The organism is Halobacterium litoreum (genome assembly GCF_021233415.1).
Lineage (GTDB): Archaea > Halobacteriota > Halobacteria > Halobacteriales > Halobacteriaceae > Halobacterium > Halobacterium litoreum.
This window is the reverse complement of record NZ_CP089466.1, coordinates 477277-500125: the sequence shown is the minus strand read 5'-3', so window position 1 is coordinate 500125 and position 22849 is coordinate 477277. Positions and strand designations below refer to the sequence as shown.

Genomic DNA, 22849 nt, shown 5'->3' with positions numbered 1-22849 from the left:
GGGAGTTTCGCGGCCTGCGAAGCCGGCGAAAGGACTTACCGGGCGGCGTCGTAGCCGCCCCCATGGGTCTCCGTCGCCGCCTCTACACCGGGATACGAATCGCGCGGGACAGCATCGACGTGCTCCGCGACCACCCGAACCTCCTGTGGTTCCCGGTGCTCGCGGGCGTCGCCGGCGTCGCGTTCGTCGCGCTCCTGCTCGGCGGGGCGCTGGGCGTCGTCCCCGTCGTCGGCGCAGAGAACGTTCCCGACGCAGCCGTCTGGGCGGCGCTCGCGGCGGCCTACCTCGGCACCTCGTACGTCACGGTGTTGTTCACCGCGGGCCTGATGTACGCCGCGAAGGACGCGCTCGAAGGCCGCCAGCCGTCGGTCCGGGGCGGCCTCCGGGGCGCGTGGGAGCACAAGTGGACGCTGCTCGCGTGGGCCGTCGTGAGCGCAGTCGTCGGCCTCGTCTTCCGCGCGCTCCAGGAGTCGGACAACATCGGGAGCGTCGTCGCTGGCGTTCTCCTGAGCATGTCGTGGGCCGTCGTGACGTACTTCGCCGTGCCCGTCGTCGTCTTCGAGGACGAGGGGATTCGCGGGCTGTTCGGCCGGAGCGTCGACATCGTCCGGGACACGTGGGGCGAGTCCCTCGGCGCCGAGTTCGGCCTCGGGTTCGTCTACGCGCTCGCGTTCCTCGGCGTCGCCGTCGTCGCTGCCGTCGTCGGCTTCGTCTTCGGCGTGGGGACCGCAGTCGCCGTCGGCCTCCCGCTCGGCGTCGTGTTGTTCGTGTTCGCCGCGACGCTCAACGGCATCGCGAAGGTCGCGCTCTACGAGTACGCCACCACCGACGAGCCGCCGAAGTACTTCGAGAACATCGACTTCGACGTGGGAGGGGACGGCGACCGCCGGCAGACGCCGACGGGGTACGTCCGCGGGCGAATCTAGAGGCGGTCCAGTTCTGTTATCGTGCGGTCGCTGTCCGCGGCGTCACCGGTGTTCGTCGTGCCCGCCGGTTCGAACAACAGGACCTTCGTCTCCTCGTGGGCGACCGGGCGGTGTTCGACGCCCGCCGGCGCGACGGCGAGGTCGCCGGGGCCGAGGTGAACCGCGTCCTCCCGGTCCCCGTCCCGGTACTCGATGCTGAGGTCGCCGTCCACGACGTAGAACAGTTCGTCGGCGTCCTCGTGGGCGTGCCAGACGAACTCGCCGTCGAGTCGCGCGACCTTGACGTGCTGGCCGTTCAGTTCCGCGAGAATCCGGGGTTCCCACGTCTCCTCGAACGAATCGAACGCCTCGGCGAGCGATTTCGCGTCCATGCGCCCTCGTGGGGCCGGCGCACGCATAGTCGATTCGGCGGCGAGAGATTGCAGGTGCCCGCCGCGACCAGGTCCGGGTCGGCGTGTCGACTCGACCGCCAAGCTGGCGGATTGCAAGGGCGAGGGGCGCTCGCGCTTGCCTGTTCGCTCGCCAGCCGCTATCGGGAACGCAGTGAGCGATATGCTGGCGAGCGGACGCGAGCGTCCCGAGGGCTTGCAGATGAGTCGGAGAGCAAACGCCAACGCTCCGCCCGGCCCGATTTCTACGCCAACGAACCGCGAAACGACTTTCAGGGGAGTGGGCGAACCCCCGGACGTGACCTACGACGCAGTCGTCTTCGACAACGACGGCGTGCTCACGCACCCGACGCCCGTCGAACGCCTCCGAGCGGCCACCGTCGAGGGGTTCGCCGCCGCCGGCGTCGAGGACCCCGCCCCCGAGCACGTGGACCGGATGACGTTCCACGTCACGCCCGAGGACCTCCAGACCGCCAGCGACGCGTACGGCGTCGACCCCGAGACGCTGTGGTACGAGCGCGACGCCGCGTTCTCCCGGACGCAAATCGCGGACATGGAGGCCGGCGAGAAGCCGCTGTACCCGGACTACGACGCCGTTCCGGCCATCGACGCGCCCCGCGGCATCGTCTCCACGAACCAGCACCGCACCATCGAGGCGATTCTGGACTTCTACGAGATTCGCGGGGACTTCGCGACCCACTACGGCCGCGAGATGGAGCCGGCGAGCCTCCACAAGAAGAAGCCGAACGCCCACTACCTCGACCGCGCGCTCGCCGATTTGGGCGTCGCGCCCGAGGACGCGCTGTTCGTCGGGGACAGCCAGAGCGACGTGGAGGCCGCGCACAACGCAGGCACTGACTCGGCGTTCCTGTGGCGGGACCACCGCGCGGACTACGACCTCGGCGTCGAACCCGACCACGAACTCGACAGCCTCCGCGACCTCCAGACCGTCCTCTGACGGGCGTGCGACGGGTTCGCAGACGGCCGACAGGTAGCAATCCGTTTAGGCGACACGCCCGTTTCCGGTGTCAATGAGTCACCGAATCGGTCTCGTGGGCAAGCCCTCGGTGGGGAAGTCCACGTTCTTCAACGCGGCGACGATGAACGACGTGCCGGAGGGCGCGTACCCGTTCACGACAATCGACCCGGCGGTCGGCGAGGCGTACGTGCGAGTGGAGTGTGCGGCCCCGGACTTCGGCGAGGAGTGTACCCCGTCGACGGGGTACTGCGAGGACGGCATGCGATTCGTGCCGACGAAACTCGTGGACGTCGCGGGCCTGATTCCGGGCGCCCACGAGGGCAAGGGCCTCGGCAATCAGTTCCTCACTGACCTGAACGAGGCGGACGTGCTCGTCCACGTCGTCGACTTCTCCGGCGAGACGGACATCGAGGGCGAACCGACCGAGGGCCACGACCCCCGCGAGGACATCGACTTCCTCGAGGACGAACTCGACCAGTGGTACCTCGACATCTTAGAGAAAGGCATCGAGCGCTACGAGAGCCAGCACATGGTCGAGGCGGACATCGAGACCGAGCTCGCGGAGCAGATGAGCGCGTTCCGCACCAACGAGGACGAAATCAAGCAAGTGGTTCTGTCCCTCGGCCTCGACTTGGACCCCGACGCGTGGGAGGCCGACGACCGGATGGCGCTCGCCCGCGAGATTCGCAAGCGCACGAAGCCGATGGTCGTCGCCGCGAACAAGATGGACACCCCCGAGGCACAGGCGAACTGGGACGAAATCACCGAGGACGACGACTACGACCACCTCGACTTCGTGCCGGTGAGCGCGCACGCCGAGAAGGCGCTCAAGCAGGCCGCGGAGAACGACGTCGTGGAGTACCGGCCGGGCGACGGCGAGTTCGACATCGTCGGCGACCCGAGCGACGACCAGCGCGCCGGCCTCGAAGCCATCCGCGAGTTCGTCGCCGAGTACGGCGGCACGGGCGTCCAGGACGCCATCGAGACCGCGCTGTTCGACGCGCTCGGCGTGAAGCCCGTGTTCCCGGGGTCCGCCAACGGCCTCGGCACCGCGGACGGCCGCGTCCTCCCCGACGTCTTCTTGCTCCCGGACTACGCGACGGCGGAGGACTTCGCGTACGCCGTCCACTCCGACATCGGCGACGGCTTCCTGCACGCCAAAGACTGCCGCGCGAAGCGCCAGATAGCCGCCGACCACGAACTCGACGCCCGGGACGTGGTCGAAATCATCTCCACGAACTGACCGAGAAGCGACGGCCGCGAGCTCGCTGCCCGTTCCCGACCGACGGCTTCACGGCGCCCGGCCCCATCGGCCCGGCCATGAGCGCGTGGCTGGTGTTGTTCGTCGCGGGACTGTTCGAGGCGGTGTGGGCAATCGGCCTCGCGTACACCGACGGCTTCACCGAACCGGCGCCGTCGGCGGTCACGCTCGCCGCGATGGCCGTCTCCGTCTACTTGCTCTCGCAGGCAGTCCAGGAACTCCCCGTCGGGACGGCGTACGCGGTGTGGACCGGCATCGGCGCCGTCTCCACGGCGATACTCGGCGTCTACCTCTTCGACGAGTCCGTGTCACTCCTGCGGGTCGCCTGCATCGGCCTCGTCGTCGTGGGAATCGCGGGCCTCCAAGTGACCTCAAGCGCCCACGGCTGACCGACGTTCGGGCCGAACGAGGCGGTCGCCCTCGCACCGAGACGCGTACTAGTCGCTGTCGACGCGGTCGGCCACCGCGATGTCGCGCGCCGCCGAGACGAGCGACCCCACGCGGTCGTCCCCGTCGTGGACCGCCAGCGCGTCCGAGAGCAGTTCCGCAATCTCGTCGACGCGGTTCCGACGGGTGACCTCGCCGGTGACGTCCCCGGCGACGACGAGCACCGACGAGTCCTCGCGCGTCGGCGTCTCGAACGGAATCTTGCGTACGTGTTCGACGCGCTCGGTGCCGTCCGGGTTCCGGACGCGCTGTTCGCCGACGTCCAGGGGTTCGCCGGCGGCCACCACCTCGCGGTCCTCGGCCCGGAACCGGTCGGCGAGGTCGTCGCGGAGAAACTCGCGTTCGTTCCGGCCTTCGAGTTCCGCGGGCGTGGCGTCGTAGTGTGCGGCGCCGGCCTCGTTCACGAGGAGGTACTCGCCGTCGAGCGTCTTCACGAGCACGCACTCCGGGAGCGCGTCCACGACCCGCCTGAGGCGGCGCTCGCCGAGTTCGGCGTCCCGGCGCGCGACGCGGCGTTCGACCGCGTTCCGAATCGTGTTCGCGAGCACCGCGAACTGGTCGCTGGAGCCGTCTTTACGCACGTAGTCCGTGACGCCGGCACTGATGGCGTCGCTCGCTATCTCCTCGCTCCCGCGCCCGGTGAGCAAGACGAACGGCAGGTTCGGGTGTTCGTCGCGAACGACGCCGAGGAGGTCGAGACCGTTCATTCCGGGCATGTCGTGGTCCGACAGCACGCAGTCCACGTCGCCGATGGCGTCGACGGCGTCCCGCGGGTCGGTCTCGGTCCAGACCTCGATGGGTGCCCCTCGGTCGTCGCGTTCGAGGAACGTCGCGGCGAGGTCGGCGAACGCCTCGTCGTCTTCGACGTGGAGGAGACGAATCTCGCCGGTCGCCCCGGACGTTCCGCCGCCGGACGACTCGGCGAGCCAACTCATACCCCCTCTTCAGAGGTCAGACACTTGGCCGTTCCCCCTCGTGTCAGCCCGCAGCCACCACCCCCCGTGTCTCGTGCTAGCATGGTTCGCCGATGACTTAACCGTCTCGCGGTTCTAGGACAGGTGTGAGTGACGAATCAGGGCGTCGAAACCTTCGAATGCCCAACGGAGACGAACTCTTCGCCGTAGTGACGGAACACAACGGCGGGAACCACGTGCGCGTGCGCTGCGAGGACGGCGAGGAACGGATGGGTCGCATCCCCGGCCGCATGAAGTACCGGACCTGGATCAACGAGGGCGACGTCGTCCTCGTGGAGCCGTGGGACTGGCAGGACGAGAAGGCGAACGTCGAGTGGCGCTACGACGAACAGGACGCGGACCAGCTCCGCGAAGAAGGCCACATCAGTTAACTGTGCGACGCGCCGGGCGGCCCCGCAGCCACCTCGTTCGCTGAACTACTCGACACTCGGCGGTGTTCTCGCCGACGGTCGTTTCCGCCCCGCAGCGACCGCTACTCCTCCGCGACGGACATCGTGAGCACGGGGACGTCCGCGGACTCCACGACCTGCCGGGAGACGCTCCCGAGCATCGTCTGTTCGAAGTTCTCGCGGCGCGTCCCCATCACGACGAGGTCGACGGCCGCCTCGTCGGCGTACGTCAGAATCTCCTCGGCGGGGTCGCCCTCCCGGGTCGCCGTCTCCACGGACACGCCGGCGTCCTCGAACTGCTCGGTGGCGCGCGCGAGCGCCGCGTCCCCGCCCTCGCGCAGTTGTTCGGTGGCCTCGTCCTGCATCTCCTCGTCGAGCGTGAGGAACGCGCGGTCGTCGAGCACGTACAGCACGTGGACGGTCGCGTCGCGGCGCGCGGCGATGTCCGCGGCGTGTTCGTAGACTCGCGACATCGACTCGCTCTCGTCGGTCGGCACCAGAATCCGGTCGTACATGGGCGGCGCTACGAGCACGCGGGTAATAGGCGACGGGATTTCGTCGCGTGTCTCGGGCGTCGGTCACGCGCCGTCGACGACCGCGTTCTCGCCGTCGACGAGGTTGCCCAGACGGCGGTCGCTGTCAGAGAACTGGCGCTGGCACTTCGCCACCCACGACTCGTCGGTGTCTGGCGGCGAGGTGCCTGTATCACGGGCGGCGTCGTCGGTGGGTTCGGCGGGCTTGGTCGTGTCGGTCGGTTCGACGTCGGGGAGGACGGCGTCGACTGTCGTGTCGGTGGCTGTCTTCATCTGGTGGGTGTCGGATACGGTCGGCGGCGATTTGTCGGCGGTCCGTCGGGGCTGGCGTCGGGTGCGAGTACGAGATGCATCGGTGTCGGCACCGACGACCGAATCTATAATAAAAGTTCGTGTTGGTTGGGGCGGTCCCGAAGCAACGCTTTACCGACCCCGCTCACTAGCGGGGACGATGAGCAAAATCCGTCCAGCCGAACTGGACTCCCGTCCCGACGGAGACGACACGTTCCTCCTCGACATCCGACCGCGGGACGACTACCGAGCAGGGCACGTCGACGGCAGCCACAACGTCCCGGTCTACGACGACCTGCGCTCCGGCGACGACGACGCGCTCCGAGACGCGCTCGACGACGTGCCCCGCGACCGCGAGGTCGTGACAATCTGCAAGATGGGCATCGTCGCCAAGCGCGCGACCCGCGTTCTCGACGCTGAAGGCTACGACGCCGCGACGCTCTCGGGCGGCATGAGCGGCTGGCGAGGCTACCAGAAGGGCACGCTCGGCTACCGGCTCCGGTCGATTCTCTGGAAACTGTTCTGAGTACGCGTCGAGAACCGGTCGGCCTCGGTACTCGAATCATCGACCGTGTAACAACGCTACTCTGGGCGGGGTCACCACCGGAACACAGTCGGTCGAATACTCAGATTTGGTCGTTGACCTTCGCGCTGAATTCGTCTCTAGTCATCTCGCCGGCATTGTACTGTTCGGCCCACGCTCGCTGTACGATGACCTCGGCATCGATGATGCTCACGTGCAACTGAACGACCAAATCCCCGATGTCGTATCCGTCGTCGACGAGGCGAGCGTAGACATCCAGCAAATTGATTCGCTCACCCTCTTCTTGCTGCGTGTACCAGACTCGAACCTCGACGTCACTGTTTTCTCGGGCTGTCGTCTCAATCCGGTTGACGTCTTCGTGTGCTTCCACCTCGTTTTAGAGTTCCGTGGCTGCTCGCTCGGTGGTGAACTTCCCTGAGCCGCCACCGCCCAACCCAAGTACTCGGTCACCGACCAGCAGGGCGCCACCCAAAACGCCGACGCCGCCCCCAATCAGTAACCGGCGACGAGTCCAGACCCCCTCAGTATCATCTTCTTGTTCGTCGGAATCGACCCACGATGTAGACTCCGAAGAGGGCTCGGACTGCGTTCCACCACGTCCATCCGAACTGTCGCCCGCAACAAGACCGGTACTGATTGTGCCAATTCCGTGTTCCTTCGCTGCCTTCTCGATGGGGTCGCCGATTCCGAACTCCGCAGTGATCACCACTGTATCCGCGTCCTGTTTCCGAGCAGTCTGCAAGAGATACTTGAGATGGTCTTTCGTCACGCTCCCCGCAGCCGCCGTCACGACCATCGCCAGCAATCGCTTTTCGCCCTCGAGACCGGTTTTCGCCCCCAGTACGAGAAACGTCCCCTCTCGAACTCGCTTCCGAGAGGTGTCCCAGCCATTACTGTTCAGATACGTAGTTGCCTCACGTAGATAGGCTGGAGCCTCACTCATCGCCGTAACTACAACACGTTAGCAAAACCCCATAATATAGGTTCGTATCGCGGACCCCGTCCTGAAATCGCCGGCTCACGAACAGGTGAACGGTCGTCTTCGGTAATAGTTCGGCCTCGGTACTCATAGGGCTCGTCGTCCCGCGGGAGCCACCCCGGGTCGGCCCGGTGGCGTCGTCATCGGCCACGCGGACGTAGTCGGCGGGGCGAGAAGACGCTGGCGGTCAGCCGTCGAACTCGTCGGTGACGTCCTCTAAGTTGACGACGCCCTCGGGGACGCGGTAGGCGGTGACGACGTCTCGGTCGGCGTCCGGGGAGTTCTCGGTCTTGTCGACGGCGTAGCCGACGTACGTGCAGTCTTCGCGCGTGAACTCCACGACCGAGTACCCCCAGTTGTGGCTGTCGAAGAACTCGATGTGGGGGTTCATCGCGGTAATCAGCCACGTCAGCAGGGGTTCGGTGAGTTTCCCGCGCCAGCCCCGAGTGAGGTGGAGCGCTTCGGCGACGTTCAGCGAGGTGACGGCGGGCGTCATGAACTCCACGCCGATGCGGTCGCCGGCCGCGACGCCCTCGCCGCCGGAGACGCGGCCGGGGTACGAGGACTGCTGGTAGGCGGCGACGTAGCAGTGCATGTCGCCGGTGAGCGTGACGAAGTTCTCTACGTCGGCGGCGTCGACGGCTTCAGTAATTTGTTGGCGCTCTCGGGTGTAGCCGTCCCAGCCGCCCTGCACGGGGTAGACCGAGAGCGGGCCGGAGCCGAAGCGGAACGGCACCGTCAGCACCTCGTCGGCCCACACCGTCCACGTCGAGTCGGACTCGGTGACGGTGTCTATCAGCCACTCGCGTTGCTCGTCGCCGAGCATCGTCCGACCGGGCGGTTCGTACTGCGGGCCGACGTTGTCCGGCGTCGGAATCGCCTCGCGGGGCGGGTCCCGGAAGAGGCGCTCGTCGGTCATCGCGAGGGTCACGAGGTCGCCGAACTCGAAGTCACGCCACAGCCGGAAGCGGTCCTGCAGGCGGTCGCCGCTCGGGTCGTAGTCGACGCGAGCGGGCATGTACTCCCACCACGCGTGCATCCCGTCGGCGACGAGTTCGGTCATGAACTCGGGGTCGTCGCCGCGCGGGTGGTCGCCCGCCGGCGCGTCGGTCCGGGAGTCCCAGTAGACGTCGTTGACGAGTTCGTGGTCGTCCCAGCCGGCGACGAGCGTGTGGGATTCCAGCGCCTCCTGCAGGAAGTCGTCCTCGCGGTACGTGCGGTAGAGGTAGCGGTAGTCTTCGAGCGTCCACACGCGGTCGTGGCCGCTCGGGAGCGAGAGGTCTCGACCCGGATAGTCGTAGGAGCCGAGACCCTTGAAGTGGCCGTCGTCGGACTCGTAGACGAAGTCGCCGACGTGCACGAGGAAGTCCACGTCTTCCTCGGCGACGTGGTGGAACGCGGGGTAGTAGCCGTTGAGGTAGTTCTGGCACGCGAGCACCGCGAAGCGCACCGACTCCGGGGAGTCGTCGGGACGCGGGAGCGTGCGACACCGCCCGGTTCGGGTGGCGACGCCGTCGTAGACGAACCGGTAGTGGTACGTCGAGTCCGGGTCGAGGTGCCCGTCTAAGTCGACCTTGACCGTGTGGTCGTGGGCGCGGATTCGGTCGCCGTCGGTCACGACGCCGTCGTAGACGACCGTCTCGAAGTCCTCGTCGCGAGCGACCTGCACGCCGAGTGGCGTCTCCGGGTCGAAGGCGTCGGCCGCGACGCGCGTCCAGAGGATGACGCCCGACGGCGTCGGGCCGCCGCTGGCGACCGACTGCGGGAACACCTCGTCGGGGTCGGCGTCCGGGTCGAAGTCGAGGGCGTCGGCGTCGCTGGCGTCCACCACGTCGAGCGCGAGCGCGAGGTCGTGCCCGTCTAACTCGGAGAGCAGTTCCGCGTGGTCGTCGTCGCGTCGCGCCGGTTCGTCCCGCCCGTCGAGTCCGTGGGGGCCACCCATGCCGCCCGGTTTGGGGACGGAGGGAAATCCGGGTTTCGGCCGCGGTCAGTCCGCGGTCGCCGCCGCGACGCCGGACTCGATGCGGTCGACGGCGCTCGTCCCGAGCGCGGCGAACGCGACGAATCCGACCTTGCTGATGAAGTCGAGGTAGACCACGACGATGGCCTCCATCTCCGGCTGGAGGACGCCGATGCCAGTCGGCGACAGCACCCAGACCACGGGGTACAGCGTCCACAGCACGACCGTGAGGTTGCGCAGCGTCGTGAACGTCGCCGAGACGCGCGGGTCGGCGTCCTCGCCGAGCGCGCGCGGCAGCGTCACCAGCAGGCCGTAGACGAGCGCCACGTACGCGACGCCGCCGACCGCGTAGAACAGCCACTTCTCGGCCGTCGGCGTGAGCGCGGCGGCGATGCCGGCGCCGATGACGAGCACGTCCAACCCCACGAGCGCGAGGTACGTCCGGGTGCTGGGGCGTGCGAGCATCGCGAGGTACAACACCAGCAGCGGCGTCGTCAACAGCCAGTCGACGTACCTCGCGATGTAGACGGTGTGGTCGCCGACGGTGACGGCGCTCACGCCGAGCGCCATCAGCACGTACGCGACGGTGGCGATGCCGGTGACGCCGGCGAGCACGAGGTTGTAGCGGCGATGCGACGGGCGTCGGAAGAAGTCCCGGACCGGCAGCAGCGTGCCGAGAGCCATCCCGGCGGCGCCGACCCAGAACCACGTCGTCGGGTCCATTTCAGTTCACCTCCTCGTCGCCGCGAGCGTCGAAGTCCGCGAGCAAGTCGTCCAGTTTCACGGCGCGGTCCGCGAGGTCGGCGGCGGCGTCCCCGACCACGGACAGCGTCTCGGTCTGTTCGTCCGCAGCGTCGGCCACGTCGGTGGCCTGCGCGGCGGTCTCCTCGCTGATGGACGCCACCTCGTCGACGGCGCCCGCGACCCGGGAGGCGGCCTCTGCCTGCCGGTCGGTCGCGTCCCGAATCTCGCCCGCCGCGGAGTCCGTCTCCGCGACGAACTCCACCACGTCGTCGAGCGCGGTCGCGGTCTCGTCGACCGTCGCGCGCCCGTTCGAGACGTGCTGGCTGGTCTCCCGCATCTCGTCGGCGACCTCGCTGACCTCGTCCTGGAGGTCCATCAGGCGGTCCTCGACGTCCTCGGCGGCCGCCCGGGACTCCTCCGCGAGGCTCTTGACCTCGTCGGCGACGACGGCGAAGCCGTCACCCTCGGCGCCCGTCCGGGCCGCCTCGATGGAGGCGTTCAGCGCGAGCAGGTTCGTCTGCTCGGCGATGTCCGCGATGACGTCCACGACCTCGCCGAGGTCGTCCATCTCCGCGTCGAGGTCGTCCATCGCGTCCGCCGCGGCCTCGGCCTCCTCGGAGACCTCGTCCATCGTGTCGACCGCGTCCTCGGCAGCCGCGCGGCCGTCCTCGACCGCGTCGGCGGCCTGCCCGGCGGTGTCGGCGAGAGACTTCACGGTCTCGGCGACCTCCTCGGCGCTCGCGGAGAGGTCGTCGACCTCGCCCGCCACGTCGTGGAGGCGTTCTGTCTGCTCGGTCGCGCCGTCGGAAATCTCGTCGACGGACGCGGAGACGCCGGTGCCGGCGTCCATCGCGTCGGTCGCGCCGGCGTCCACGCGCTCGGCCGCACCGGAGACGTGGTCGGCGAACGCGGACGCCGCGGCGACGCTCGTCTCGATGTCGTCGAGCATCTCGTTCAGCGACCGGCCGACGCGAGACATCGCGTCATGCGAGCGGTCGGCGTCCACGCGCTGCGTGAGGTCGCCGGCCGCAACCGCCGACATCGCGGCGTCGTAGTCGTCGGCCGCGGCTTCGAGTTCGCGGGCGGTGCGCTGGGCGGCTTCCCGCGCCTGCTCGGCTTCCCGGCGCTGGGACTCCGCCTCTGCCTCCGCGGCCTCGGCCTCGGATTTCGCTTCCTCGGCCTCCGCGAGCGACTCGGACAGCGAGTCCCGCATCTGCCGGAAGGAGTCCGCGAGCGACCCGAACTCGTCCGTTCGCCCGGTTTCGATTCGTCTGTCGAGGTCGCCGGCGGCCATCTCGTCGGCGCGATTCGAGAGTTGGCGCAGCGAGACGACAGTAGTACTTCCGAGCGTCACGCCGACGAGCGCGAGGCCGACGACGGTCACGAGGATGAGACCGACGACGCTCGACGCCACGTAGTCGCCGAGCGCGAACGCCTGTCCGCGGGGCGCGTGGACCATCACGGTCCACGGCGCGCTCTCGACCGGCGCGGCCGCCATCACGGTGCCGTCGTCGGTCGTGAACGTCTGCTCGGACAGCGAGCGCTCGAGCATCGCGTCGGTGCCCGAGTGCTCGGTCAGCAGTTGCGAGTCGTCCGGGTGGGCGACGTACGTCCCCGCCTCGTTGACGACCACCGTCTCGCTCTCGGAGACGGTCTGCGTGAAGCCGTCGGTCAGCGAGTTCACGTTCACCATGTAGACGAGGCGCTTGTCCGTCGCTCCCTCCACCGGCGACACGACGGAGATGACCGGGAAGTCGGCGACCGGCACTTCGAAGGGCGCCGTCACGGCCACGTCGCCCGTCCCCTCGAAGTCGGGCGGGTCGGTGGCGAACGGCGCGCCCTGCTCGCCGGGGTTCACGCCGACGAACTGGTCGTTGGAACTCTGTTCGATGGTCGTCGACGCGGCGTCGTAGTAGTGGACCGCGACCACGCCCTCGGGCAGCGAGTCGCTGGCCGCGAGCGAGTCGAGTCTCGCGGTTATCTCGCCGTCGCTGCCCGACGAGAACGCTTCCTGCGTGGACGCGAGTCGCGTCTGGCCGCGCGCGTTCGCGAGCCACGAGTCGAGTTGCGCGGCGCGAGCGTCGGCCGTCGACGTCAGGTCCGCACGCACGTCGTCTTCGAGTTGTTGGTTCGTCTGCTGGTAGACAAGCACGCCGACGCCCACCGTCAGCGCCACCACGACCAGTAGCGCCACGGTGAGTTTCGCGGCGTAACTCCCCCGAACCCGCTTGAGTTGTCGGGTAATCCCCATTCCTGTACATCACTCGACGGTATCTGACAAAAGGGTTGGCCTCCAGTTTTCGCGCGTGATAGCGTGTCTCGGCAACTGTTTCCGGTTCTACGGATTCCGACCTATCGGATACCAGTCAAAGGCCGGTCGGGCGGTCGAGGAAGGTCGTCTCCACGCCCCACGCCTCGGCGACAGACTGGAGCGCGCGCACGCCGAACGTCTCCGTCGCGTAGTGCCCCGCGAGGAACACCGAGATACCCGCCTCACGGGCCTCGTGGTAGAGTTTCTGCTTGCCCTCGCCGGTCACGAACGCGTCCACGCCGGCGGCCTCGGCCTCCCGAATCCAGTCCGCGCCGCCGCCCGTCAACACCGCCACGTCCTCGAGTTCGTCGGGCCCGAAGTCCAACACCTGCACGTCCCGGCCGCCCGTGTCGAGGTCGGCGTCGAGGCGCGCCGCGAGTTCGTCGCTCGCGAACGGCGACGCGAACGTCCCCCGGACGCCGACGTGTTCGCCGCCGGCGTCGCCGAACGGTTCGCGTTCCTCGACGCCGAGTAAATCCGCCAGCCCCGCCGCGTTCCCGAGTTCCGGGTGGCCGTCCAGCGGCAGGTGGACCGCGTACAGCGCGCAGTCGCCGTCGACGAGCGGCCGGATGCGGTCGAACTCGCGGCCCGTCACCGAACCGAGGCCGCCCCAGACGACGCCGTGGTGTGCGACGAGCAGGTCGGCGTCCCACTCGACCGCCGCCTCGACGGTCTCCACGGCGGTGTCGACGGCGAACGCGATTCGGTCCACGTCGGCGTCCCGCGGCCCCACTTGCAGGCCGTTCGTCGCGGCGTCCTCGTAGTCGTCGACGCGCAATCGGTCGTTCCACTGGCTGACGATGTCGGCGAGGTCCATAGGAGAGGTGGCGAGCGCGAGGGACTTCTAAGCGTCGGGGCGGACCGCGAGTTACGCGTCGGCGTGAGAGTGCACGAACTCCCGGAGGAGTTTCGCGGCGAGCGTCGCGGCCTGCCCGTCGTCGCGGTCGTTGACCTCCACCACGTCGAAGGCGACCGACTCGGGCGCCACCTCGCGGACGAGGTCGCGCATCGTCGCGGAGTCGAGGCCGAACGGCTCCGGGGTGCCGGTGCCGGGCGCGAACGCCGGGTCGGCGGCGTCGATGTCGACGCTCAGGTAGACATCGCCGTCGACGTCGGGCGTCCAGTCGGCGGCGTCCTCGGGCGGGACGACGGTCACGTCGCTCTCGGTGGCGCGCTCCCACTCGTGCTCGTTGCCCGAGCGAGCGCCGACGACGACGGCCTCGTCGGCCACGTCGAGGGCGTGTCGGGTCACCGTCGAGTGACTCAGGGGGTCGCCGTCGAGGTCCTCGCGCAGGTCGAGGTGGGCGTCCAGCGCGACGAACACGTCGGGGTCGGCGGCGCGCACGCCCGCCACCGAGACGGTGTGCTCGCCGCCGACGAGGAGGGGAATGGCGTCGTTCCAGTGGACGTCAGTCAGCACGCCTTCGAGGTAGTCGAGGTACTCGGCGGCGTCGTTCCACGCGTGGACGTCACCGTAGTCGGTGACACCGAGTTCGGAGAAGTGCGTGCCGGAAGAAGGGTGGTAGTCCTCGAACGTCCGCGCGAACTTGCGGACCTCGTCCGGGCCGAAGCGCGCGCCCGGACGGAACGAGGTAGAGACGTCGAGTGGCGCGCCCACGACCACGTAGTCGGCGCGTTCGCCGGCCGACGCCGGGTCCGCGTCGCGGGCGCCCGGGAACATCCGTTAGTCCTGGAGAATCTTCCGCTGGCCCTCGAACTCGAGGTACTCGATGTTGTCGTCCGCGGAGAGGTCGAGGTCGGCGGGAATCTGCATCGTCACGGTCTCGTACGTATCGAGGTCCATGACCTGCGCGACGGTGTCGGACTCGAGGGAGACGATCTGGCCCTGCTTCCGGTCGACGATGGGAATCCAGATCTTCGCGTCGACGGGCTGGCTCAGGGAGCGCTTCTTGCCGTCGAAGACGCCCTCGGCCTCGATGCGTGCCTTCGCACTGCCGTGCTTGCCGGGCTTGGCGGTGCTGTAGGCGTTGATTTTGCAGGGCGTGTCCTCGATCATCACGTAGTTGCCTTCCTGCAGGTCGCGCACTTCCGTCTGCTCTTTCGCCATGCAACCGGATTCTCGCCTGCCCTGTATAAACCGTTTGGAACGCGCTGGGCCGGGAGAGGCCGCCACGCGCCCTACAACACGTCAGCGACCCGAGCGAGTCCGTCCCGGAGTTCGTCGGTCGGCAGCCCGAACCCGAGCCGGAAGTAGTCGTCGTAAGCGTCCCCGAAGCAGTCCCCGGGCGCGAGCACCACTGACGCGTCCTCGACGACCGTCCGGCAGAACTCCCGGGAGCCGTCGAACCCCTCGGGCACGTCGAGGAAGACGTTACAGCCGACGGGGTCGCTCCACCCGAGACCGTGGTCGTCGGCCCACTCGGACGTGATTTCGGCGTTCGCGCGGACGTGTGCCAGCGCCTCTCGCCGGAGGCCCTCGGGGTCGTCGAGCACCTGCCGGGCGACGTGCTGGCCGAACTTCGTCGGCGAAATCGTGGTGTAGTCCTTCCACACTTCGGCGCCCTCGACCACCTCGCGGGGGCCGGCGAGCCACCCGAACCGGAGGCCCGCCAGCCCGTACGCCTTCGTGAGGCTGGCGGTGCTGATGCCGTACTCGCCCATGCTCGCCACCGGCGGGACGGGGTCGGGCGAGAGTTCGCGGTACACCTCGTCACAGAGCAGGTAGGCGTCGGCCTCGGCCGCGATGTCGTAGAGTTCTCGAACGGTTGCCTCGTCGTGCTGGCGGCCCGTCGGATTGTTCGGGTTGTTCACGACGACGAGTTCCGTCTCCGGCCGAATCGCGTCGGCCACCGCGTCGGTGTCGAGTGTCCACTCCGGCGGCTCCAGCGGGACGCGAGTCACGTCGCAGATGCTCTCGGGAATCGCGTGGAGGCTCTGGTAGGTCGGCGTGACGACGACGGCGTGGTCGCCCGGCGCCAGAAGCGACTGGAACGCGAGGAAGTTCGCCTCCTGTGTTCCGACTGTACAGACCACCTCGTCGGCGGTCCGGTCGTACTCCTCGGCAATCGTCTCGCGCACGTCGGGCGCGCCCGCCGTCGGAATCACGTAATCGAGGTCACCGGGGTCCGTGTCGAAGCGACTCGCGGGCAGACTCCGCACGCCGCTCTCCGCGAGCATCACGTCGGCGTCGTGTTCGTACTCCGCGAACCACCGCTCCAGTTCGAAGGCGTCGATGTCCATGCCCGCAGTTCGCTCCGTGGGGGTGAAAAGGTGACTGCGCCCGCGGCCGTCGCCTCAGTCGCCGCCCCGGTCGCGGAGGCTCTGTCGCGTGAACTGCGGCGTGGTCCGGATTCCCCGGCGCTTCTTGAACGACCGGTAGAGCGCGAGCGCCACCGCACCCGTGAACGCCGCGGAGACGCCAGTCGCGGTGAGGTCCGCGGTGACGTAGAGCAGCGCCGTCGTCGGGACGCTCGTCGCCAACACGAGCCCGAGGACGATGCGGCGCGCGAGCCGGTCGACGACGCCGTTTCCGTCCTCGAGGTCGGCGCGCACGTGGAGGTCCTCGCGCTCCACGCGGTCCAGCGCGCGGTCGAGTTTCTGCGGGAGGCGCACCGCCGACTGCGCGGACTGCTGGAACTGCTCGGCGGTCTGCGTGGCGAACTGCTTGATGGACTCCTCGCGGTAGCCCTGCTCGGTGAGGAAGTCGGTCGCCACCGAGATGAAGTCGAAGTCCGGGTCGAGCGTGACACAGACGCCTTCCACGACGGTCGCCACGCGCAACACGAGCGCGAGATTCGACGGCAGGCGCAGCGGGAACTCGTAGATGGTGTCCTCGACCTTGCCGACGATCTGCTGGACGCGGTACGTCTCGATGGACTCGCCGCGCGCGTCCTGAATCGCGAGTTCCATCACTTCGGCCATCGTCGCGCGGTCGGCCTCCGGCGACAGCGTCCCCATCTCCACGAGCGCGTCCAGAATCGCGTCGATGTCCTGGTTCGCGACGGCGACGTAGAAGTCCACGATCTTCTCCTGGACGAACTCGTCGACGCGCCCGCTCATCCCGAAGTCGTAGAAGACGACGGCGCCGTCCTCGCGCACCGCGAGATTCCCGGGGTGGGGGTCGGCGTGGAACACGCCGTCCTCGATTATCATCTGGAGGTAGGTGCGTTCGAGGGTCTCCGCGACCGCAGACCGGTCGATTCCCTGCCGGTCGAGTTCCTCGACGTCCGAAATCTTCGTGCCGGAGACGTACTGCATCGTCAACACCCGACTGTCCGAGTAATCCTCGTAGACGGACGGGACGACCACGTTCGGGTCGTCAGCGAAGTTCTCCCGGATTTCCGCGAGCATCTCGGCCTCCCGCGCGTAGTCCATCTCCTCGCGAATCGTCTTCGCGAACTCGTCGGCGAGACTCTGTAGGCTGAACGCCTGCCCCTCGCCGACGAACCGCACCACGAGCGGGAGCGTCCACTTGATGACGCGGAGGTCGGCCTCCACTAAGTCCTCGATGCCGGGCCGACGGACCTTCACCGCGACCGGTTCGCCGTCCACCTCGGCGGTGTACACCTGCCCGAGGCTCGCGCCGCTGATGGCGTCCGTGTCGAAGTCGTCGAACGCCTCGTCGACGGGACCGAGTTCGTCCTCCAACACCACACGGGCGTCCGCCCAGTCGGCGGGCGGCACGCGGTCTTGGAGGTCAGAGAGCACGTCCACGTACTCGGGGGGCAGCACGTCCGGGCGCGTCGACAGCAACTGCCCGAGTTTGATGAACGTCGGCCCGAGGGTCAACAGCGAGTCGAGCAGTCGCTGCGCGCGCTCGACGCGCATCTCCGACGTGACCCGGCGTTTCCCGCCGAACAACACGAACCGGCGGCGGTCGCGGAGGTAGCCCCAGACGAGCGGGAGGAACTGCCACACGACGACGACGAACCGACGATACGACCGGAGTACCGCCACGTGCTAGCCCTCGATGGGGACGCTGCGCGTCGTCTCCCCGCGCTTCGGCAGGCGGACTTCGAGGACGCCGCTCTCGACAGACGCCGACGCGCCGTCGTCGGTGGCGTCCGGCGGGAACGGGAGTTCCAAATCGAGGAACAGCGACCGCTCCTCGGTCCGGTAGTCGAACCCCTCGGGGACCGACTTCGCCCGGTGGGCGTCCACGACGAGCGTGCGGCCGTCGACGCGCACGTCGACGTCGTCGGCGGTGACGCCCGGCACGTCCACGACGAAGAGGTAGGCGTCGTCGCCGTCGAACACGTCGACGAACACGGACTCGGGCAGGTTCCCCAGCGCTTCGCGCAAGCGGGACATACCCCTGCCTTGGGACGGCGCATCGAAAAAGCCGGTGGTCGCGGCACCGCCACCCGACGGTGCCGCGGCACGAATCGGTCGCGCGGACCGGTGGAGCGCCGCGCGACCGACAGAAGACTGACACCCCGGAACGGGTGGACCGCGCACGAGGGGGAGAGGGGGACGAGCGCGGTCCGACTGGGATGGCCGGCGGCGGGAGGGGGAGTGGCCGCCGGCGTCCAGCACCCGGACCCTGTGCCCTGACAGGTGGCGGCCGAGTGCCGCCAATCAACTCGAAGGCCGCGAGGGTATTCAACGCTGGACTCGCTGGCCCCGGATTGCCGACGGTTAAGCCGAATTAATCGGGCTTAATCGCGTGACTGCACCCGACTCTCCGAATCTCGGAGCGAACCGGAGAATCGACCGGGGGAGACCGACGGGTCACTCGGCGCGCGCGTCGAACAGGTCGTCGAAAGACTCGACGCGGTGGTCGCCGAGCACGCAGTGCCCGCGCTTCTCGGGCGCGTGGCGCTCCACGTGGACCGCGTCGAGGCCGGCGTTCATCGCGGCGCCCACGTCGCTCGCGGCGTCGCCCGCGTACACGGCGTCGTGGTCGGGGTCGGCGCCCACGTCGCCGAGCGCGAGTTCGAGCGGGCGCGGGTCGGGCTTCCAACCCGTGTCGTCGTCACAGCACAGCACCACGTCGAACCAGTCCCGGACGTCGAGCGCGTCGAGGACGGGGTCCGCGAGGAACTCCTGGCAGTGCGTGACGACCCCGACGGGCGCGTCGAGGTCAGCGACGTACGCGGCGTCGTCGTAGAGGTAGGTCGCCTCGGCGCGCGCCTGCGGGTCCTCTATCTCGTGGAAGGCGTCCCAGAACGCGGGCGGGTCGAACCCCCACTCGCGGAGTTGGACGTTCCGCGACCCGCCGAGGCCGTGCCAGAGCACCTCGGCTTCGCGGTCCGAGAACTGCGTTCCCATTCGGTCGCCGACGCGGTCGAACACCTCGCGCGTGTACGACCACTCGGTGTCGACGAGCGTCCCGTCGAGGTCGAACAGCCACACGTCGTAGTCTGACGGGGAGGGCATCAGACACGAACGTACGGAAGCCGAAACTAAGTGTCTTCCGGGCCGACGACTTCCACCGAACTCCCGAGGTACTTCGAGACGACCTCGGAGACGCTGTCGGCCTTGAACGGCGCGAGGTCCGCCGCAATCTCCTCGCGGAGCGCGTCGTCGTACTCGCGGTCGGTCTCGAACGCTCGGAACTCGACGGACTCCACGGGCACGCCGAGCGCCTCGCTCGTCAGGTCGCGAAACGACTCCGGGTCCGCGAGGTCGCCCCGCCAGAGGTTGTCCCGGAAGAACAGCCACCCCGGCTCGCCGGGCGGGTCGGCGGGCCGCCGGAGCGTCGTCTCGAACACCCGTGGCTCCACGCGCACGTCACGCGACGGGTCGAGCCGGAACCGCACCGCGAACACGTACGCGGCGTCCATCTACCGGAGTTCGTCACAGCGCGCCGCCATGTCGAGGTCCTGTTCGGTGACGCCGCCCGCCTCGTGGCTCGTAAAGCGCACTTCGACCTCCTCGTACCGAATCCGAATCTCGGGGTGGTGGAACTGCTCCTCCGAGATTTCGCCGACCTCCGAGGCGAACGCCACGCCCGCGAGGTAGTCGTCGAACTCGTAGATGCGCGCGATTTCGTCGCCGTCCAGTTCCCACCCGTCGGGGAGTCGGTCCGCTATCTCGCCGTCGTCGAGCACGTCTGCCATACCCGAGGTGTCGCCCGCCAGCCACATAACGATACTCGCCGGCGCGCTCGCGTGACGCAGAATCAGTCCTCGCTCTCGGCGGGCGTCGCGTCGCTCGGCGCGGCGTCGAACGGCATCCCGTCCTCGAACTCGGGGTTGAACAACTGGAGCGCGGTCGCGATGGTCGACCAGTCGTCTTCGGCGGCGGCGTCACGCAGACTCTTCGTCGGCGCGGCGAGCAGTTGGCTGACCAGCGCGTCCGCCATCGACTCCACGACCTCGCGTTCGGCCTCGCAGACCTCGCCGGTCTCGGCTTCGAGGCGCCGCAGCGCGGTCGCGACCTCGCGGTTCTTCAGGCCCTCCGCGCTCTCGTACATCCGCGCGATGACCTCGTCGGCGCGCTTGCGCTTGTACTGCGCGAGCAGGTGCTCGAACTCCTCGGCGATCATCGACTCGACCTCGCGAGCGGCGTCCTCGCGGCGCTCGCGGGTCGCCTCGGTCACCGCTTCCAGCGCGTCGAGGTCGTGGACGGACACCTCGGCGACCTCGCCCGCCTCGGGTTCGACGTCCCGCGGTTTCGCGAGGTCGACGACGACCGTCTCGCCGGCGCCCGCGAACGACGCGCTGTCGAGGACGTAGCCGGGACTGCTCGTCGCCGCGACCACCACGTCCGCGTCACCGGTGCGGTCGCGGGCGTCGTCCAGGGTCGCCGTCTCCGCCGGCGCGTCCACCGACTCCGCCACGCGGTCGGCGCGCTCCCGCGTGCGGTTCGCGACGACAACCTCGGCGACGCCCGCGCTCGCGAACGCCTTCGCCGCGAGCGCGCCCATCTCGCCGGCGCCCACGACGAGCGCGGTGGCGTCGTCCAGTTCCGTCCGGCGCTCGGCGAGTCGCACCGCCGCCGTGCCGAGAGAGGTCGCCCCCTCGTTGATGGCGGTCTCGGTGCGCGCGCGCTCGCCGACGTGAATCGCCTTCGTCACCGCCTGCCGGAGCACGCGGTCGATGCCGCCCGCGTCCTGGGCGGCGTCGTACGCGTCCCGAATCTGTCCGAGAATCTGGTCCTCGCCGACGACGAGCGATTCGAGGCCGGCGGCGACCCGGAGGAGGTGTCGCAGGCTCTCCTCGTGGCCCATCGAGACGGCGCCCGCGGCCGCCGGGTCGAAGCCCGCGGCGGCGAGCGCGCGACGGCCCGACGCCGGGTCTTGGGTCACCGCGTACGCCTCGACTCGGTGGCACGTCTGGAGGACGAACGCCTCCTCGACGGCGGGCCGGTCGAGCAGCGCGTCGAGCGCGTCCTCGGCAGAGTCGGCGCTCGCGGCCTCGAGTTCCGCGAGCGAGGCCGTCTCGTGGGAGACGCGCAGGCCGGAGACGACGCCAGTGTTTCCGTTCACGTAGACCACTCCACATCGCCGAGCGCGTCCGAAACCACGCCCTCGGCCGTTTTCCGAGGGTTGGAACTTCCAGTACGTAAAGCCTTCCAAACCGCGTTCGACCGCACGACGGCGCGCACCGCGTCACGGCGGCGGTCCGCGGCGACGCCCGCCGCTTTCAGGTCGGCGCGCAGGTCGCCCGTCAGGCCCGCCATCTCGCCGGCGCCCGCGAACTCCTCGTCGAGGCGCTCGCGGAGGTACTTCGAGAGCGCGGGGCTCTCGCCGCTCGTGGAGACGGCGACGGTCACGGGGTCGTCCTCGAACGTCGCCGGCACGACGACGCTCTCGGCGTCGCGAGCGCCCGCCTCGTCGGCGCGGTTGACGAGCGCGCCGGCGTCCCGCGCCGCCGCCGCGAACGCCGCGTTCACCTCTTCGTCGCCGGTCGCCGCGACGACCAGCGCGGGGTCGGTTCGCTCTATCCAGTCGCCCGCCTCCCCAGGCGTGGGTTCGGCGCGCACGCGTTCCGCGCCCCCGAAGTCGGCGTCCGCGAACGCGGGGCTGACGACGACAACGTCGGCTTCGCTCGCGAACCGGCGGGCCTTCCGCGCGCCCACCGGTCCGCCGCCGACGACCAAGACGGTCGCCCCGCGGAAGTCGTGGACCAGCGGAATCATCAGGCGGTGTTCGCGTCCGCGCGCTCGTCCAACCGGATGCCCGTCTTCTTCAGAATCTGCGTCGAGAACAGCGTGTCCCAGTCGTCGTCGCCGACGTCCCAGTGGTCGGCCATCACCTCCCGGACCTGCTCGATTCGCTGCTCGCTCTCTTCCTCGCTGCGCCCGTGTGTCATCGCGAAGAAGTTGTACGGCCACACGCCGTCGTGGCGCGGGCGCTCGTAGCAGTGGGTCACGAAGTCCAGACTGGCGACGGCGGGTCCGACCTCGTTGACTTTCTCGTCGGGCACGTCCCAGACGGTCATCCCGTTCTCCGTGTACCCGAGCGCGTAGTGGTTCGGGATGACGCCGACCCGGCGCACCTTCCCCTCCTCGTTGAACCGTCGGAGCGTCTGCACGACCCACTCGGAGTCTTTGCCGATGTCGTCCGCGACGGCGCGGTACGGCGTCTCCACGATGGGGAGGCCGTCCTGCACCGCCAACACGAGGTCGCGCTCCGCGGGCGTGATGGTTCCCCTGTCTGTCGGTTCCGGCGTCGTCCCCAGGTGAGAGAGGTCGACGTCGCCGTCCGAGACGGGGCCGTCCACGAGGAACTTCGCCTCCACGCGGAACTCGCGTTGCTTCGGGAGATTGTACGTCTCTTGCCCGGTCTCGTCTTCGATTTCCGCGAGCACGCTCTCGACGCGGTCCTCGTCGGCGACCGACACGACGAACCACATGTTCAGGTGTGGGTGTTCGCGCTCGTAGTTGTGCGCGACCTCCCGGTGGTCGTTGACGGTGTCGGCGATTTCGTCGAACTCCTCCTCTGGCGCGTGCATCGCCACCAGCGAAGCGCTCCCGCCGATTTCCTCGGCGTTGATGAGCGCGCCGAACCGCGTCAGCACGCCCTCGTCGTCGAGGGTCCGCACGCGATCGAGGAGGTCGTCGGGCGTCATCTCCACCCCCCGCGACCGGAGCGCGTGGGCCGCCGGCTCGAAGGGGTGTTCGACGACCGGGAATCCGCCCTGGAAGGCGTTCAATACTGCGCGGTCCCGGTCGTCGAGGTCCGCGATGTCCATACGCGTAGTCGGGCGTCACGCC

General features: G+C 68.9%; 27 protein-coding genes. 6 read left to right on the top strand and 21 right to left on the bottom strand.

Annotation, left to right across the window (positions count from 1 at the left end; genetic code table 11):
• Positions 1–62: 62 nt before the first annotated feature.
• On the top strand, positions 63–926 hold the full coding sequence (locus tag LT972_RS02750; protein ID WP_232571668.1) for a DUF6159 family protein: 864 nt from the start codon (positions 63–65) through the stop codon (positions 924–926).
• Here the strand turns inward: LT972_RS02750 and LT972_RS02745 are convergent.
• On the bottom strand, positions 923–1297 hold the full coding sequence (locus LT972_RS02745) for a cupin domain-containing protein (RefSeq protein ID WP_232571667.1): 375 nt from the start codon (positions 1295–1297) through the stop codon (positions 923–925). The two genes, LT972_RS02750 and LT972_RS02745, sit on opposite strands and share 4 nt — an antisense overlap.
• A 316-nt stretch (positions 1298–1613) precedes the next feature.
• Between LT972_RS02745 and LT972_RS02740 the strand changes: the two genes are divergently transcribed.
• From LT972_RS02740 to sugE, 3 genes are all read left to right on the top strand, one after another.
• Positions 1614–2273, top strand: coding sequence for an HAD family hydrolase (locus LT972_RS02740; protein WP_232571666.1), 660 nt, complete (start codon positions 1614–1616; stop codon positions 2271–2273).
• 73 nt (positions 2274–2346) lie between these two features.
• Positions 2347–3537, top strand: coding sequence for a redox-regulated ATPase YchF (locus LT972_RS02735; RefSeq protein WP_232571665.1), 1191 nt, complete (start codon positions 2347–2349; stop codon positions 3535–3537).
• A 77-nt stretch (positions 3538–3614) separates the two neighbouring features.
• Positions 3615–3944: a quaternary ammonium compound efflux SMR transporter SugE gene (gene sugE, locus LT972_RS02730; protein WP_232571664.1), complete on the top strand. Its 330-nt coding sequence runs from the start codon at positions 3615–3617 to the stop codon at positions 3942–3944.
• Between the two features lie 48 nt (positions 3945–3992).
• Here sugE and LT972_RS02725 read toward each other — a convergent pair whose 3' ends face one another.
• Positions 3993–4937, bottom strand: a complete 945-nt coding sequence (locus LT972_RS02725) for a PAS domain-containing protein (protein ID WP_232571663.1) — start codon at positions 4935–4937, stop codon at positions 3993–3995.
• Between the two features lie 125 nt (positions 4938–5062).
• Between LT972_RS02725 and LT972_RS02720 the strand changes: the two genes are divergently transcribed.
• A complete protein-coding gene (locus tag LT972_RS02720; RefSeq protein WP_269780543.1) occupies positions 5063–5347 on the top strand; it encodes a translation initiation factor eIF-1A in 285 nt (94 codons plus the stop codon).
• A 101-nt stretch (positions 5348–5448) separates the two neighbouring features.
• On the opposite strand, the gene LT972_RS02715 is transcribed toward LT972_RS02720, so the two are convergent.
• Positions 5449–5880, bottom strand: coding sequence for a universal stress protein (locus tag LT972_RS02715; RefSeq protein WP_232571661.1), 432 nt, complete (start codon positions 5878–5880; stop codon positions 5449–5451).
• 63 nt (positions 5881–5943) lie between these two features.
• Positions 5944–6171: a hypothetical protein gene (locus LT972_RS02710; protein ID WP_232571660.1), complete on the bottom strand. Its 228-nt coding sequence runs from the start codon at positions 6169–6171 to the stop codon at positions 5944–5946.
• A gap of 178 nt (positions 6172–6349) precedes the next feature.
• Between LT972_RS02710 and LT972_RS02705 the strand changes: the two genes are divergently transcribed.
• Positions 6350–6715: a rhodanese-like domain-containing protein gene (locus tag LT972_RS02705; RefSeq protein WP_232571659.1), complete on the top strand. Its 366-nt coding sequence runs from the start codon at positions 6350–6352 to the stop codon at positions 6713–6715.
• A 100-nt stretch (positions 6716–6815) separates the two neighbouring features.
• Here LT972_RS02705 and LT972_RS02700 read toward each other — a convergent pair whose 3' ends face one another.
• From LT972_RS02700 to ahbB, 17 genes are all read right to left on the bottom strand, one after another.
• Positions 6816–7103: a hypothetical protein gene (locus LT972_RS02700; RefSeq protein ID WP_232571658.1), complete on the bottom strand. Its 288-nt coding sequence runs from the start codon at positions 7101–7103 to the stop codon at positions 6816–6818.
• Positions 7104–7109: 6 nt separating this feature from the next.
• Positions 7110–7676 carry a hypothetical protein gene (locus LT972_RS02695; protein ID WP_232571657.1) on the bottom strand — a complete coding sequence of 189 codons (567 nt, stop codon included), beginning with the start codon at positions 7674–7676 and terminating at the stop codon, positions 7110–7112.
• A 223-nt stretch (positions 7677–7899) separates the two neighbouring features.
• Positions 7900–9654: an alkaline phosphatase D family protein gene (locus LT972_RS02690; RefSeq protein WP_232571656.1), complete on the bottom strand. Its 1755-nt coding sequence runs from the start codon at positions 9652–9654 to the stop codon at positions 7900–7902.
• Positions 9655–9699: 45 nt separating this feature from the next.
• Entirely contained in the window at positions 9700–10395 is a 696-nt protein-coding gene (locus tag LT972_RS02685) for a bacteriorhodopsin (protein WP_232571655.1), read from the bottom strand.
• A gap of 1 nt (position 10396) precedes the next feature.
• A complete protein-coding gene (locus tag LT972_RS02680) occupies positions 10397–12667 on the bottom strand; it encodes a methyl-accepting chemotaxis protein (protein WP_232571654.1) in 2271 nt (756 codons plus the stop codon).
• A 115-nt stretch (positions 12668–12782) separates the two neighbouring features.
• Positions 12783–13544: a Nif3-like dinuclear metal center hexameric protein gene (locus tag LT972_RS02675; RefSeq protein WP_232571653.1), complete on the bottom strand. Its 762-nt coding sequence runs from the start codon at positions 13542–13544 to the stop codon at positions 12783–12785.
• Between the two features lie 51 nt (positions 13545–13595).
• Positions 13596–14408, bottom strand: coding sequence for an agmatinase (gene speB, locus LT972_RS02670; RefSeq protein ID WP_232571652.1), 813 nt, complete (start codon positions 14406–14408; stop codon positions 13596–13598).
• A 3-nt stretch (positions 14409–14411) separates the two neighbouring features.
• A complete protein-coding gene (locus LT972_RS02665; RefSeq protein WP_232571651.1) occupies positions 14412–14795 on the bottom strand; it encodes a translation initiation factor IF-5A in 384 nt (127 codons plus the stop codon).
• A gap of 71 nt (positions 14796–14866) precedes the next feature.
• Entirely contained in the window at positions 14867–15928 is a 1062-nt protein-coding gene (locus LT972_RS02660; protein WP_232571650.1) for an aminotransferase class I/II-fold pyridoxal phosphate-dependent enzyme, read from the bottom strand.
• A 54-nt stretch (positions 15929–15982) separates the two neighbouring features.
• A complete protein-coding gene (locus LT972_RS02655; RefSeq protein ID WP_232571649.1) occupies positions 15983–17644 on the bottom strand; it encodes an ABC1 kinase family protein in 1662 nt (553 codons plus the stop codon).
• 3 nt (positions 17645–17647) lie between these two features.
• A complete protein-coding gene (locus LT972_RS02650) occupies positions 17648–17998 on the bottom strand; it encodes an Hsp20/alpha crystallin family protein (protein WP_232571648.1) in 351 nt (116 codons plus the stop codon).
• A 420-nt stretch (positions 17999–18418) separates the two neighbouring features.
• Complete coding sequence (locus LT972_RS02645) at positions 18419–19066, bottom strand: HAD family hydrolase (RefSeq protein WP_232571647.1); 648 nt, start codon at positions 19064–19066, stop codon at positions 18419–18421.
• Between the two features lie 26 nt (positions 19067–19092).
• The gene (lwrS, locus tag LT972_RS02640) at positions 19093–19473 is read right to left on the bottom strand and encodes an LWR-salt protein (RefSeq protein ID WP_232571646.1); all 381 of its coding nucleotides are present in this window, start codon (positions 19471–19473) and stop codon (positions 19093–19095) included.
• On the bottom strand, positions 19474–19749 hold the full coding sequence (locus LT972_RS02635; protein WP_232571645.1) for a 4a-hydroxytetrahydrobiopterin dehydratase: 276 nt from the start codon (positions 19747–19749) through the stop codon (positions 19474–19476). It lies immediately after the preceding gene.
• 62 nt (positions 19750–19811) lie between these two features.
• Positions 19812–21119, bottom strand: coding sequence for a glutamyl-tRNA reductase (hemA, locus tag LT972_RS02630; RefSeq protein ID WP_232571644.1), 1308 nt, complete (start codon positions 21117–21119; stop codon positions 19812–19814).
• Positions 21116–21772: a precorrin-2 dehydrogenase/sirohydrochlorin ferrochelatase family protein gene (locus tag LT972_RS02625; protein WP_232571643.1), complete on the bottom strand. Its 657-nt coding sequence runs from the start codon at positions 21770–21772 to the stop codon at positions 21116–21118. Before LT972_RS02625 ends, hemA begins: the two co-directional genes overlap by 4 nt.
• Positions 21772–22827 (bottom strand): siroheme decarboxylase subunit beta, encoded by a 1056-nt coding sequence (gene ahbB / locus LT972_RS02620; protein ID WP_232571642.1) that lies wholly within the window; start codon positions 22825–22827, stop codon positions 21772–21774. The genes LT972_RS02625 and ahbB overlap by 1 nt, the downstream gene beginning before the upstream one ends.
• Between the last annotated feature and the right edge of the window lie 22 nt (positions 22828–22849).